This window comes from Allokutzneria multivorans (assembly GCF_039537405.1).
Lineage (GTDB): Bacteria > Actinomycetota > Actinomycetes > Mycobacteriales > Pseudonocardiaceae > Allokutzneria > Allokutzneria multivorans.
The window spans coordinates 185,227-198,664 of sequence record NZ_BAABAL010000004.1; the positions used below are offsets into that span (position 1 = coordinate 185,227).

The 13,438-nt window shown below is 70.2% G+C and carries 15 protein-coding genes; 3 read left to right on the top strand and 12 right to left on the bottom strand.

The window, feature by feature from the left end; translation table 11 throughout:
- Positions 1-8 precede the first annotated feature (8 nt).
- Positions 9-239, bottom strand: a complete 231-nt coding sequence (locus ABD798_RS02880) for a hypothetical protein (RefSeq protein WP_344870880.1) — start codon at positions 237-239, stop codon at positions 9-11.
- An 80-nt stretch (positions 240-319) separates the two neighbouring features.
- Between ABD798_RS02880 and ABD798_RS02885 the strand changes: the two genes are divergently transcribed.
- From ABD798_RS02885 to ABD798_RS02895, 3 genes are all read left to right on the top strand, one after another.
- The gene (locus tag ABD798_RS02885; RefSeq protein WP_344870881.1) at positions 320-760 is read left to right on the top strand and encodes a hypothetical protein; all 441 of its coding nucleotides are present in this window, start codon (positions 320-322) and stop codon (positions 758-760) included.
- 814 nt (positions 761-1,574) lie between these two features.
- The gene (locus ABD798_RS02890; RefSeq protein WP_344870882.1) at positions 1,575-1,721 is read left to right on the top strand and encodes a hypothetical protein; all 147 of its coding nucleotides are present in this window, start codon (positions 1,575-1,577) and stop codon (positions 1,719-1,721) included.
- Positions 1,721-2,581 carry a formyltetrahydrofolate deformylase gene (locus ABD798_RS02895; protein WP_344870883.1) on the top strand — a complete coding sequence of 287 codons (861 nt, stop codon included), beginning with the start codon at positions 1,721-1,723 and terminating at the stop codon, positions 2,579-2,581. Before ABD798_RS02890 ends, ABD798_RS02895 begins: the two co-directional genes overlap by 1 nt.
- Before the next feature lie 98 nt (positions 2,582-2,679).
- Here ABD798_RS02895 and ABD798_RS02900 read toward each other — a convergent pair whose 3' ends face one another.
- The 11 genes from ABD798_RS02900 to ABD798_RS02950 form a co-directional block, all read right to left on the bottom strand.
- Positions 2,680-2,832, bottom strand: coding sequence for a cytochrome P450 (locus tag ABD798_RS02900; RefSeq protein WP_344870884.1), 153 nt, complete (start codon positions 2,830-2,832; stop codon positions 2,680-2,682).
- Between the two features lie 79 nt (positions 2,833-2,911).
- Positions 2,912-4,177: a cation:proton antiporter domain-containing protein gene (locus tag ABD798_RS02905; protein ID WP_344870885.1), complete on the bottom strand. Its 1,266-nt coding sequence runs from the start codon at positions 4,175-4,177 to the stop codon at positions 2,912-2,914.
- Between the two features lie 582 nt (positions 4,178-4,759).
- A complete protein-coding gene (locus tag ABD798_RS02910; protein ID WP_344870886.1) occupies positions 4,760-5,197 on the bottom strand; it encodes a S26 family signal peptidase in 438 nt (145 codons plus the stop codon).
- Positions 5,194-6,996 (bottom strand): ABC transporter ATP-binding protein, encoded by a 1,803-nt coding sequence (locus tag ABD798_RS02915; protein ID WP_344870887.1) that lies wholly within the window; start codon positions 6,994-6,996, stop codon positions 5,194-5,196. Before ABD798_RS02915 ends, ABD798_RS02910 begins: the two co-directional genes overlap by 4 nt.
- Complete coding sequence (locus tag ABD798_RS02920; protein ID WP_344870888.1) at positions 6,993-7,544, bottom strand: TlpA disulfide reductase family protein; 552 nt, start codon at positions 7,542-7,544, stop codon at positions 6,993-6,995. The genes ABD798_RS02915 and ABD798_RS02920 overlap by 4 nt, the downstream gene beginning before the upstream one ends.
- The gene (locus tag ABD798_RS02925) at positions 7,541-8,107 is read right to left on the bottom strand and encodes a MauE/DoxX family redox-associated membrane protein (protein WP_344870889.1); all 567 of its coding nucleotides are present in this window, start codon (positions 8,105-8,107) and stop codon (positions 7,541-7,543) included. The genes ABD798_RS02920 and ABD798_RS02925 overlap by 4 nt, the downstream gene beginning before the upstream one ends.
- 7 nt (positions 8,108-8,114) lie before the next feature.
- A complete protein-coding gene (locus ABD798_RS02930) occupies positions 8,115-8,330 on the bottom strand; it encodes a hypothetical protein (protein WP_344870890.1) in 216 nt (71 codons plus the stop codon).
- Positions 8,331-8,702: 372 nt separating this feature from the next.
- A complete protein-coding gene (locus ABD798_RS02935) occupies positions 8,703-9,950 on the bottom strand; it encodes an NAD(P)/FAD-dependent oxidoreductase (protein WP_344870891.1) in 1,248 nt (415 codons plus the stop codon).
- 130 nt (positions 9,951-10,080) lie between these two features.
- Positions 10,081-10,443, bottom strand: coding sequence for an STAS domain-containing protein (locus tag ABD798_RS02940; protein WP_344870892.1), 363 nt, complete (start codon positions 10,441-10,443; stop codon positions 10,081-10,083).
- Between the two features lie 129 nt (positions 10,444-10,572).
- Positions 10,573-11,751 (bottom strand): DICT sensory domain-containing protein, encoded by a 1,179-nt coding sequence (locus ABD798_RS02945; RefSeq protein WP_344870894.1) that lies wholly within the window; start codon positions 11,749-11,751, stop codon positions 10,573-10,575.
- Positions 11,752-11,941: 190 nt separating this feature from the next.
- Complete coding sequence (locus ABD798_RS02950) at positions 11,942-13,423, bottom strand: AMP-binding protein (RefSeq protein WP_344870895.1); 1,482 nt, start codon at positions 13,421-13,423, stop codon at positions 11,942-11,944.
- Positions 13,424-13,438: the final 15 nt, after the last annotated feature.

Below are 13,438 nucleotides of genomic sequence, written 5' to 3' on the forward strand. Positions count from 1 at the left end.
GCGCGCGGTCAACCGGACCGCTTCTGCTCCCTGCTCAGCAGCACCACGCCGACCAGCCACAGCACGACGACGGGGGCGGCCAGCCACGCCAGGCCGGTCGCGACCATGACCAGCGCGGTCGCCGCGCCGAGCGCGACCGGCAGCTTCACCTTCACCGACGCGTCGTTGATCACGACGCCGACGAGGGTCAGCCACACGGCGGCGAGCACCATGTAGAGCGGCAGAGAGCTCAGGTCCAACACCTTCTCCTTCTCGCGGGCGTGGCGCGCATCCCGACCGCCGACGGTAGCGCGGCGGCCGGGCAGGCTAGTTTGCCCGGGTGAGTCTTCTCGATGACGTTGCCGAGCGCGACGGCTGGCGGTGCTGGGTGTGCGACGAACCGGTCGACCCCGACATGTCGGTCAACGACTCGCGAGGGCCCAGCGTCGACAGCCGTACCGCCGACCGCAAGGCCAAGATCGCCGAGCGGCTCGCGCACCGCGGGTGCAACTCCCGCAAGGGCGCGGTGAAGGTGGTCATCGCCTGGCCGGAGCGCCTGCACGTGGCCGATCCCGCGCCGTTGATCACTGTGGCGGGGCGGCTGGAGCGCAAGGGCGGCCGCGAGATGGTGGCCCGGTGCCCGACCAAGCGGGACGCCCAGGAGGCGGCGGACTGGCTGGTGGATCGCTTCTCACGCCTGGTGCCGGGGCTGCCGGTGACCGCCACCGTGGAACCGGGCGGTGGGCAGTTCCTCCTGGTCCTGGCAACCGGCCGCCGCTGACCACGCGGGTCACGGTGTCGCGGGGGTTGGGTGGTCTTGAAGACCCACGAACCCCTGCGGCCCTGCGGGGTTTGCTGTCGTTGAAGACGGCTGGAGCGGGGGTTGGGTGGTCTTGAAGACCGGCGAACCTGGTGACTTGCCGGAGAGGGTCCGGTTTCCTGGCGCTGGCGATGGCCGACCTCGTGCTGCTCGAGCTCGTCAACGCCGCGCCAATGCCTTTGTGGCGCTTGCACGACCGTTCGGTTTCCAGGAGGAGAACAATTACCCCCACGTAGGCGACGTTGAGGGTGCGGAAAAGAAGTAGCCGACTGGGTCGGCATGGGTGTCGTGCAATGCGCTGAAGTGTGTCATGTGGCGATCAATGCGAAATGCCCATGTATTTCAGCACCTGTCGCGGCGGTTGTGCCGATGCGTGCACGATCGCCGCGATGAGGGGGCAGGTGGACGGCCACGACGAGTTCATTGTCTTGAGGTCCACACGTAAAGGATCACTCGCCGACGAGGCCTGGACGGCCTGGTACCTCCTCCGTCCGTCGAATCGTCTTTCCCTGCGGTCCGGGTGCGCACGGCGATTCACGTGTGCGTGAAACAGTGTTGTCGGGAAGGCTCGGTTGAGGATTCTTGAAATCCAACGCGAGAGTGTCCGGGCACGCCGCCGCAGCGCGGACAGAACTTGCGACAGCCACAACAGGGGCAGGGTGATCGCCCTCATCTCGGCCGCGCTGCTCGGGCTTGGCGTCACGGTGAAATAGCCGCACTGAGGTTCTGCGTCAGCAAGACCGAGTCGCTCGCCACGGCTGAAAGGGAATTGCGGATGTCGTACAGACGGGGAACACGAGGCCGGTCGTGGTGGACGGTGTTGAGCGGCGTGTGGGATGCGGTGATGACGGGCGCACTGGTGGTGTTGTACATCGTGTGCGTGCTGCTGGACGGGGTGCGCCGGCGCCGGAGGCAGGCGTGATGGGGGCCGGGGAGTACGTGCTCGTCGGCACTGTCCCGAGCGGGGTCGGCGCGGTTGAGACGGCGCTCGATTGGGTGGGCCGGCACGGTGTGCTCGGGGACAGCCGCGTGGCACCTGGTACCGCGGGGAACCTGTTCGTGCGCCTCGTCTTCAGCTCAGAACGGCAGGAGCGCGAGCTGCGGGACGGCTTCGCCGCGATCGGGACGCAGTGGGTGTCGCGATGCGAGATCCACTCGCTGACGCGCCGCCCCCGCGTGCTCGTGCTCGGCTCACAGCAGACGCACTGCGCGGCGGACCTGCTCGACCGGTGGGCCAACGGCCGACTGGACGCACAGATCGCCGCCGTGGTGTCCAACCACAGCACGCTGGAGCCGGTCGCCGCCGCGCACGGGGTTCCCTTCACGCGCTTGCGGATCGACGACACGGGCCCTGCGGAGGCGGAGCAGGAGCTGCGTCGCCTGGTCAAAGAGCACAGCGCGGAGCTGGTCGTGCTCGCTCGCTACATGCGGATTCTGTCGCCGGAGTTGTGCGCGTGGCTGGACGGGCGCGACGTCCCGGCGATCAACGTGCACCACAGCTTGCTGCCCAGCTTCGTCGGGGCTCGGCCGTACCGGCAGGCCGCCACGCGGGGCGTCAAGGGGGTCGGGGCCACCGCCCACTACGTGACCGCCGAGCTGGACCAGGGGCCGATCATCGCGCAACAGTGGCGCTCGGCCAGCCACCTGGCGTGCCCGAGCGAGGCCGATCTCGCCCGGTTGGGCCGCGACGCGGAGGTCACGGTGCTCGCCGAGGCCGTCCAGCTGCACTGCCAGCACCGGGTGCTGCGGGCCGAGGACGGAACCACGGTCGTGCTGGGCTAGCGCGACTGATCTTCAGGCCGGACCACACCACTGCATGCGGGTGAGCGCGAATCCGATGCAGTGGTGCGGGCCGCGCCCGAAGGACAGCGCCCTCTCGCTCAGGGGCGCTCCGGGGCGAAGCGGTCGGGGTCGGTGAAGACGGCCGGGTCGCGGTTGGCCTCCGACAAGGCGGGCAGGACCGCCTGTCCCTTGTGGACGGTCACATCACCCAGCACCACGTCCTGAAGGGCTATGCGCGGCAAGCCCAGCAACGGGTGCTCGCCGCACGCTCTGCTCGATCGCAGCTGCGAGGACGTGGGGACGGACCTTGTCTCCGCCGTCGCGAGAAGGTCAGCGGCGAATTGGCTTCGCGGGTGCCAACCACTTGACGGTGGGTCCCGCGCCGATGCCGTGCAGCACCACGCTGGCGAGGACCACGGTCACGGTGACGAGCAGGATGGTGTCGGCGACCGGCCCTTCGGGAAGGCGGTTGAACGCGAGGAGCCCGAAGACGATCGATGCCGTGCCGCGAGGCCCGAGCACGCCCACCAGGAGTCGTTCACGGTGGGAGAGCACCGATCCGGTCAGGCTGAGGTGCACGGGAACGATGCGGAGGATGGTGATCGCCGCGATGCTGAAGAGCACGACCTGCCACGACAATCCGTCCGAGAACGCCAGCACGGCGCTGACACCGACGACGAACCACAGCGTCATGGTCAGCAGGGTGGTGACGTCCTCCAGCAGTCGGAAGTCCTCGTCCAGCGCTCCCGCGCGCAGCAGGTCCCGCCCTTGGGGAGAACGGCGGATCAGCCGCGCCTTGGCTGTCCGGTGGACGTAGCGGAAGGTGATGCCGCAGACGAAGGAGGCGACGAACCCGTTGCCGTCGACGGCGACCGTCGCGGTGTAGGCCAGCAGGGGCACCAGCAGAACGACGATGCGCCCGGACTGGTGGGTGAGCCAGCCCGCCCGGTGCGCCGCAGTCAGCATGAGCGCGAGCACCGCGCCGAGCAGCAGCCCGGCGACGAGGGCCTTGATCGTGAAGGGCAGCACGGTGGCCAGCGCGGACAGCGGCGTCCGTTCCTGGCTGTGGTCGCCGGCCAGGATCAGCGCGAAGAAGAACAGCGGCGAGACGATTCCGTCGTTGTAGCCGCTCTCCACGTTGAGCACGCTGCGCACTCGTGACGGCAGTCCGCGATCACGCACGACCCGTTCGGCGGGAGCGAAGTCGGTCGGTACGACCACACCGGCGAGCAACAGGAGCGCGGGCCAGGGCAGCTCGGGGAACAGGGCCCAGCCGAGGAGCATCGCCGCGGCCATGCTGAGCGGCATCGCGATGAGCAGGACCCGGGCCGCGAGACCGGGCCAGTGGCCCCACAACCGCCCGCCGCGAACTTCGGTGGCGTCCACGAACAGCAGCACGGCGAGCACGATCTCGGCCACGTACAACGTCGCCTCGGTGTTCAGCGCGAACTCGATCGACTGTTCGTTGACCAAACCGATGATGACGCCCGCCGTGACGATGACGACTGGTGCGCCGAGGTTCCACCGGTCCAGCCGTGACGCGGCGAAGGAACGGACCGCGACGGCGATCGCGATCATGAGCAGCAGCGAGTTCATGTGACCGCGCTTCGTGAGACGGGGTGACGGTCAGCGAGCGCACTGACCACAAGGCCACAGTGGACAGTACTTGACCAGCACCTCCGTCGAGGACTGGACGCGCGTAGTGCTGCTGCGGCGGCTGACCGGACTGCCGGGTGCGAGTCGACCAGGGCGTCGGCGAGCAGGGAACGCAGGTCAGCGGGAGCGGTGTGGCCAAGGCGGTCGCGGGCGGCGGCTAGCGCCTGTCCTGTAAGTGGTTGCGCTGTGCGTTCCGGTCACGGTGTCGCTGGGGGTTGGGGTGTCTTCAAGACCACCAAACCCCTCTGTTGATCATCGTTAACCGCCCCAAACCCTGCGGCCTTGCAGGGGTTTGCTGTCGTTGGAGACGGTGGGGGTGGGGGTTGGGTGGTCTTGAAGACCGGGAAACCTGATGTCTTGCTGGACAGGGCCTAGCCGGTCGAGAGCGCTGTGGTTGCCGTGCTTGGCCAGGACGCGAAAGGCCCGCGCCGCGAACTCTTCCGCCGCCGACCGGCCGACGTCTGCGTACCCGCAGATCACGCGGGTGCCCGAGGACACCGCGAACGGCTGCCCGTGGCGAGTTCATGCCGCGCGGCTCCACGGAGACGGCACCACTCGGCCGATGACGCGGTTCACCGGCACGGGCCCGAGGTGCCGGGAGTCGTGACTGCGCGAGGGGTTGTCGCCGACCACGAGCACGCTTCCCGGAGGCACCACCTGACCCGCGGCGAGAACCCCGGCTGCGGTCGGCGGCACGAGGTCTCCGCCGATCGCGGCGACCCTTTTGATCAGCCACTGGCGGTCGAGGTCGCCGGGGCCGGGCGGCGGCAGGTCCCACGTCGACCGGTTGCCGGAGAGCACTGGGGCTTCGATCACGACGACGTCGCCGGTCCGCGGTGGTGCCGTGATCCGCCGGGCGAGCACGCGGTCGCCGGGGTTGAAGGTCGGGCGCATGCTGTCGCCGTCCACGGTCACGCTGATCCAGCGGCGCGCCAGCCAGGCCCTGACGATCCGGGTCATGCCGGGGCGTACCCGTTGGCCTGGAGGCGAAACAGCCGGGCGTAGGTGGCGTCCCTGCCGAGCAGGTCGCTGTGGGTTCCGATGTCTTCGAGGCGGCCGTTGACGAGTACGGCGATCTGATCGGCGTCGCGCACGGACCCGAGGCGGTGGGAGATCAGCACGCTCGCGCGGCCGGCTCGGTGGGCGGCGAGGCGGGCGTGGATCTGGGCTTCGGCGTCGGCGTCCAGGCCGGAGGCGGGCTCGTCGAGGATGAGCAGGTCCCGTTGGTCTCGCAGGAACGCGCGAGCCAGGGCGACTCGCTGCCATTGGCCGCCTGACAGGAGAACTCCGGTGTCGTCGTCCTCGTCCTGGAACAGCCGGGACAGCATCGTGTCGTAGCCACGCGGGAGGCCGGTGAGCATGTCGTGGACGCCCGCGCGCTGGGCGGCGGCGTGGACCCGGTGCTTCATGGCGGTGCCGATTTGTAGCTCGTGCGCGCCGTCCACGTCGCCGAGGGCGATGTTCTCCGTTGCGGTCAGCTCGTAGGACATGAAGTCCTGGAACACGGCGCCGATGCGGGCGCGCAAGTGCTCGACGGGCATGTCGCGCAGGTCCACCCCGTCCCACGACACCGAGCCCCTGGTGGGGTCGTAGAAGCGGCACAGCAGCTTCACCAGAGTGCTCTTGCCCGCGCCGTTCGGGCCGACCAGCGCCAGGGACTGTCCAAAAGGGATGGTCAGGTTGATCCCGCGTAGTGCCCACGGGTGGTCCTCGCTGTAGCGGAACCACACGTCGCGCAGCTCGATGCCGTTGCTCAGCTCGGGCACCGGTGCCGGATCAGGTGGGCAGGGCAGGTCGGGCCCGGCTTTGGTCACTTCTTGGAAGTGCGCGAACAGCAGCAGCGCGTTGTGGGCTGTGCCGAGCCTGCTCGCGATGGCCGTGATCGAGGCCTGGGTGCCCGCCACCGCGGCCAGGAACACCGCGACGTCGCCGACGGTCAGCAGGCCGCGCCCGGCTGCGAGGATCGCCCAGACCAGTCCGGCTCCGGCTACCAGAGCACCGAGTACGCCGAGCAGTCCTTGCACGCCGAACTCCCGCCGATCCAAGCGGCGCCGTTCGGCGTTGGCGTGCGCGAACTCGCTCAGCATGCGCTTGCGGAACAGGGCGTTGAGGCCGAGCAGCCGGATCTCCTTGGCCGCGTCCAGACTGGTCATCAGGTCGGCGTAGAAGAACTGCCGTCGTTCGGTCGGGCTCAGCGCGGTGAGCACGGTGGCCCGCCTGCGGCTGAGCTGGATCTCGGCGACGAGTGCGGGGACCGCGGCGACCAGGACGGTCGCGGCCAGGACCAGGCTCAGCGCGGCGAGCGATCCGAGGAAGCCGAGCAGGGTGATCAGTGACTGCACACCGCCCACGGCCGATTCCAGGATCAGTCGCGGGCCGCTGTCGCTGTGCGCTTGCGCCATTCGCAGCCGGTCCTGGAAGGCGGGCTGCTCCAGCATCGCCAGTCCGGTCATGCGGCCGGTCGCGGTGTAGAGCCTGTCCCTGGTCAGCACGGCCACCCGGCGTTCGAGCTCGCCTGAGAGGTACTGCGAGCCCTGAACGATCACGACGGTGAGCGCGCCGGTCGCCGCGAGCGCGAGGGCGGGCCACACCAGGTCGTCGGTCTGGCCCGCGACGAGCCGGTCGAGCACGAGCTTGGTGAACCACGCGGCGGCCACCGGAGCCGTGCCGGCGAGCGCTCCGGCCGCCAGGTGCCCGAGCAGCAACACCGGCGCGGCGCGCCACGCCACGCCCACCGCGGCGGCTGCGTCCCTGATCATGTCTGGGAGGCGTCCGTCGGCATGGGCAGCCCGGCCATGTCCGAGCCGCTCGCTACCACGGTTCCGGTCGCGTCGACCAGGCACAGTGCCGGGACACCTCGTACGGAGAACGCCACGCCGAGGGGCCCGTCCGGTGCCTCGGTCACCACCCTGGCGACCGGGTTGAGCTTCGCGACCAGGTCGGCCACCTCATCAGGAGCCCCGTGGGCCACAGCAAGCACCCGATCGCGTCCGAGGTCGCGGGCCCGGTCGAGGAACGCGGGCAGGTTCTCACCGCAGGCCGGGCAGTCGGCCGAGAAGAAGCCGACGAGCGTGGGATCGGGCAGATCGCCGAGGGAGACCGTTGTCCCGTCGACGGTGCGAGCCTCGAACGGCGTGATCTTGGTACCCACGGGAGCCATGATCGGCGGCATCGGGGCCGTCGCGGACAACGCCCGCTCGATCAGCGCGGTGTGCTCGCGCAACCTCTTGACCACGCCCAAGGTCAGCACCAGGTCGACGAGCACGAGCACACCCAGCACGGCCACCGCGATGATCACCACGGTCATCGATTTCCCCTCACACCATCCCCAGCCCGGGCCACCGGGCGAAACAGATCAACAAGATCGTCGAACCGCACCAGGAGCAAGCCGAACGCCGCACCGGCGACGCCGGACACCAGCGCGACTCCCGGGTGCGGCGCGCCGCCTGCGGCCACACCTGCCAGCCCGGTTCCGGCCACGATCAGCAGGACCGCGTTGCGCACCACGTGCGGCCACCCCAGTGGCGAGGCGCTGGCCCCGAAACAGCGGCACGGTGTCCGATCGCCGCGGCGCAGCGAGATCACGATCGCTCCCGTGAAAACCACCAGCAACGCTGCCACACCAGCGAATCCGGCGATTGCGGCGACCTGGCCCCCGAACGCCGCGGCACCGGCGAGCGCGGTGGCGATGGCCGATTCAGCCAGCACCACCGCGCCCGCCGCCCAGGTCCGCGAACTCGGTGGCAGCAAACGCAGAAGTCCCGTCGATGCCACGAAGGCACGCCACCGCGCGCCGCCGAGCTTGCCTGCTGCCGAGGCACCGAACACCACGCACATCAGCACGGCACAGCCCGGCGCGACCTGGTTCATCGCGTCGTCAGCAACGGGTGGTGATGCTGTTGTAGCAAGGGCCGCACCGCTTCTCTCCGCTGCCTGACGCGTAGCGACATTCGCGCACCCACTGGTACCCGATGCCGGCGCTGTCGCGACGGCAGTCGCAGTTCTCCCGCCAGGTCTCCCCGGCCTGCGCCTCGATCCGGGGGACGAACCGCTCCAGCAGCAGTTCACCCACCCTTTCCATCAGCTTGATCATTGGCGTTTCCTTTCGTGTGCCGAGGACCGTCGAGTCGGGAGCGACACCCCAGAGGCCCCGGTGAGACACCGCACGCTAAACGGAGCGGAGGGTGCCGAGCGGGCCGTTCAGCCAGGATTGAAGTGCGCCTGTGGCGCGCGATTCGCGCGGCATGATCGGCAGTTGTTCCGCGCGATCCAGAAATGTAGATCGATACCGCACGTTGCGGCTGGGGCGCCGTCGCATGATGAAAAGACGTACTCCTCGCTGCGCGCGCATCGTGATTCTGTGGAGTTCGCGGAGCCGGGCGGTTCGGCGGCGTTCGTGAGTCTGGTGCGGGTGTCGGCGGCCGGTCGAGCCGATGAGTTCGAGCTTCGCGGGCACCACACGAGCTCAGCGGAGCTGGGCGGAACTGACGACCGCGACGTCAGCCAGTACTGCTCGGGCGGCGCGTCGCCCGGACACCAACGCGCCTTGGATGGAGCTGGTGTCGCGGTGATCACCGGCGACGTAGCGGCGATCGCCGAGGCGCACGGGTTTGCGCAGGCGGTGTGGCGCGGGCATTGCCGGTAGCGCTCGCGGGATCGCGTAGCGGGCCACGGTCTCCCACGAGCCGGTGTCGACGCCGTAGAGCCGGGCGAGGTGTGAGCGCACGGTCGCCTCGTCGACGGTGTCTCCGGCGCCGAGCACGGAGGCGGCGATGAGAGCACGGTCCTTCGGGGCGTAGGTGTCGGCGACCTCACTGAGCACGACGGTGTTGACCACGGGGCCGCCGGTGCCGTCGAGCACCAGCACCGGCCGCCTCAGCGGGGGCTCAGGCGCGCTGAAGTACCACGTGGTCACCGCGTTCCATCGCGGCGGCTCCAGTTCCGGCAGCAACGCCGCTGCCACGCTGCCGTCGGTGGCGACCACGACGGCGTCGGCGGTGACGCGTTCACCGTCCATCAACAGGACCCCGTTGCCGGTCACTTCGGCGACCGGGGTTTGCACGCGCACGGTGCCTTCGGGCAGGCGCGCGGCGAGCTGACGCGGTAGCGCTGCCATGCCCTCTGCGGGCAGAACCGGTGCTGCACGGCCGAAACTGCGCAGCACCAGGTGGAAGAACCGCGACGAGGTCTCCAGCGCGGGCTCCAGGAACACCCCGGACAGGAAGGGGCGCAGCACGGCGTCGACCGCCGCGCCGGAGACCGTCCAGCGCGCGAGTTCGGCGCGGGTGGCGCGGTCGTGCGAGGTCACCAGCGTGCGCTCGTCAGCGAAGACATCGCGTCCGGCGAGCGCGGCCAGCGCGGCGAGGTCCCCGGCGCCGAGCACCCGCTGCGCGAACACCTCCCGCCACGCGTCCGGTCCCGTGCGGGGGTCGGTGAGGGCGTGCGTGCGACCGTCCTTGCTGACCAGCACTCCAGAGTCGAAAGCCTTGGGCTGCAACGCTCGCAGGTCGACGCGAGTCCGCACCTCCGGGTAGGCGGGGCACAGGATCTGAAAACCGCGGTCCAGCCGGTAGCCGTCCACCACGTCGGTGCGCACGCGCCCGCCGACCTCGTCGGAGGCCTCCAGCACCTGCACCTCGACGCCGGCGGAGGCCAGCACCTCGGCCGCGCTCAGACCGGCGAGCCCCGCTCCCACAACCACCACTCTCGTCACACCAAGACCGTAGGCGTGCCGACGAGCGCCCGCACTCACAGGGGCGCTCGCGCCGAGGTCCTGCGGTGCTGGCGGCGGGTACCGACCGGGAAACAGGGCGAGTCGTGAGGAGTGAGCGCGTTCGAGAGCTTCACGCAGGAGACCGTCGTTCAAGGGGGAGCACGAGACCGTCGAGACCGGTGACGCCGAGCTTGTGCCGCACGACGGCGGAGCCGTGCACGCGCAGCGTCCGGTCCTCGGCTTGGCACCGTTGGGCGAACTCGGCCAGGAGCGCGGCGCCCTCCAGGCTGAGATGGCTCACCTCGCTCATGTCGAGCCGCAGCGTCCGCGCGGGCCGTGCCACAGCCGCTTCGAAGGCACGGGCGAGTTCGCTCGCGGTCTCGGTGGTGACCTCACCTCGAACGTCGACGGTGACCACGTCCGCGCCCGGACCGGAAATGATCACCGGGGTCACTGTGGCGCCTGCCCGGGGTGAGTCGTCTGTGCTGCCCATGATCCATCCATCCCTGCTCGCCGATCGCGCGTCTACAGCTCTTGGCAGAACTCGGACGTGCTCATTCGTCGCCGCGGTGGCTCAGGTTTGGTGGGAGTGCGGACTGTCACCTGACAGGAGCAGTGCGCCTCAGGCGCGCGGTTCGACGGCCGCTTCCACCAGCGTGTTCGGTTCGCGAACGATCGGGATGGGCGCGGTCTGGCCCAGGACGTCCGCGGCCGTCGGTTGTCCGGGGGGCGCGTTCTCGGTGAGGCTCTCGCGCAGCCGGTCCAGGGGGAGCGGACGGCTGGTGCTGATGACGGTGGCGACCTCGGCGGTGACTCCGACGAAGGGGTAGGAGTCGGCGAGCGCGGTGCCGATGCGGTCGGCGAGCCTGCGTCCGGTCGCGGTCAGCGCGGGTTCGCTGACGCCGGGCTGCACGAGCAGGAACTCGGTCTTGGACAGCCGGAAGGCCCGGTCCTGGCGCCGCTGTTCGCGACGGAGCACGTCGGCGATGTTGTTCTCGGTGTGCATGGCCGTGCGCGCGCCGCGCTGGGCTTCCATGCCCACGAGGTCGTGCACGCGCACCAGCGCCAGACCGAGCGGGAGGGTGTCGGGGGCGCTGAGCCCGAGCCACGGCGCGAGCGTGCCCGAGGAGTGCAGGCCGGTCCACGGGTCGCGGCCGAACCCGCGATCGGCGTCGACCTTCTCGCGGAGGTCGAGGTAGTTGGTTCGGGTGCGCTCCAACTGGGAGAGCAGGTGTCGCACGATCGCCTCGGTCCGCAGCTCGACCTCGGAGGCGGGGTCCTCGACCACGGAGCGCAGCACCCGGTCCAGTCCGGCACGCGCGGAGGGGGGCAGACGGTCACCGAGGGCATCGCGCAGGCGCACCGCCTCCGCGTAGGCCTCGTCGCGCCGCAACCCCCAGCGCCCCTCGAACAACCGGGCGGACTCCAGCGAACTCGCCCGCGCCTCGACGCGCTCCAGGTCGTGGGCGACGACGGCGGCGCCGAAGGTGGGGGAGAGCACCACCACCGACCACTCGCGGGCGAGTTCTTCCCCTTCCCGCAGCAGCACCGGTGCCACGCCGTGCGGCAGGTCGGGCCGGACGCGGTCCACCAGCCCGACCACCGTGCAGCTGGCGAGCGCGGCCAGCTCGGTGTAGACGCGACGCTCGCGCTCGAAGTACGGCAGCCGCTGGAACATCGCGATCACCAGCATGTCCTGCCCGCCGGAGGCGAGCGCCGCTCGCTCGACCGCGTGCGAGGCCAGCACCAGCGCGCGCTTGGTGAGCACGCCGCTGCGCGGCGGCGGATCGTTGTGTGCCATGAGTTCCCGCTCCGAGACGCTCGAAGGTCGGACAGGGCGTCACGCAGGCTAACCCCGCGCTGAGCCTGCTCGTGCCAGACCGGCGACGACTACCGTCAGCGACCGGTCGCGCGTGCGACCTAGCAGGCATGCTCGGTGAATGCCCAAGAGAAGGCGGGATCGAGAATCACCTGACCGGGTGGGTGTGGCCTCAGCTCGTCGCAGAACGTGCCTGGGCGCGCAGGGCTTTCTTGTCGGGTTTGCCTTGCGGTGAGGTCGGGATCGCGTCCAGGAACGTGATGGAGGCGGGGACCGCTTCGGCGATGAGCCGGGTTCTGACCCAGGCTCGGAGCTGTTCGGCGTCGGTGTCCGGGGCGACGACGAACGCGTGGATCGCCTCGCCGGTCCGGTCGTCGGGTGCTCCGACGACGACGGCTTCGCGGACCGCCGGGTGGCTGGACAGCGCGTCCTCGATCGGGCCGGCGTAGTGGTTGTAGCCGTTGACGATGATGATGTCCTTGATCCGGCCGACCAGGTAGAGGTAGCCGTCGGCGTCGAAGCGGCCGAGGTCACCGGTGTGCAGCCAGCCGCCGCGCAGCACCGCTGCTGTCAGCTCGGGGCGGTTCCAGTAGCCGGACATGACCGAGTCGCCCTTGACGCACACCTCGCCGATCTCGCCGACGGGGACCGGACCGCCGTCCTCGGCGCGCAGCTCGACAGCGACTCCCGGCAGCGGTTTGCCCACGGAGGCAAGCAGTTCGGGGCGGGCGTCCAGTGCGGCGGCGTGGTCGGCGGCGCCGAGCATCGCGATCGCGGCCGCCTCGGTGCTCGCGTAGGTCTGCACCAGCCTCGCGCCGAAGCGGTCCAGTGCCTGGCGCAGCCGCGCGGGCGCGATGGGCGAACTCCCGTAGCTGAGCGAGCGCAACGTGCTGAGATCGGCGTCGGCGTGGTCGAGCAGCCGGTACAACCACGACGGGTAGAGGAAGGTCATCGCCATCGGAGACCGCTCGACCGCCGCGACGAACTCGGCGCGGTCGAAGCCGTCGAAGATCTCCACCGCGACGCCGAAGCGGAGCATGTTCAGCGCCGCGTCGCCGGAGCCGTGCGCGAAGGGGGTGACCAGCAGGAAACGCATGCCCTCCGGCATGGTCGAGGTGCCGGAGCCCCACGAGCGGGTGGAGGCTCCGAGCGCGGCGTAGCTGCTGGGCACTCCCTTGGGCAGGCCAGTGGTGCCGCTGGTGTAGAGCACTCGCGCGATGTCCTGCTCGCGCGCGGCGACCGGAACGGGCTCGCTGGACTCGGTTCGCGCTGCGGCGGTCACCTCGTCGAGCGTCAGCACCAAGGCGACGTCGAGGTCGCCCGGCGCCTCGCAGATCAGCGCGGCTGCGCCGGAATCGCTTGCTACGTAAGGCAAATCGGCCAGTCCTGGCACGAGCGGTGTGAAGCGCAGTCCGAGCAGGAACGCGGCGAACCGGATCACGAACGCCTCCGGGCGGTTGCCGGTGACGAGCACCAGGCCGTCACCACGTCGCAGGCCGAACCGGCTCAGTGCTCGCGCCGTCCGGTACACCTGCGCGAGCAGCTCGGAGTAGGTCAGATCGTGTCCCCGGTGGGACAGCGCGACCTTGTCCCGGTGCGCTGCGAGCGCCTCGATCGCGCTGCTGACGTACCACGCCGGAGCGTTGTCGGTCATCGTCGCCCTCCCCGT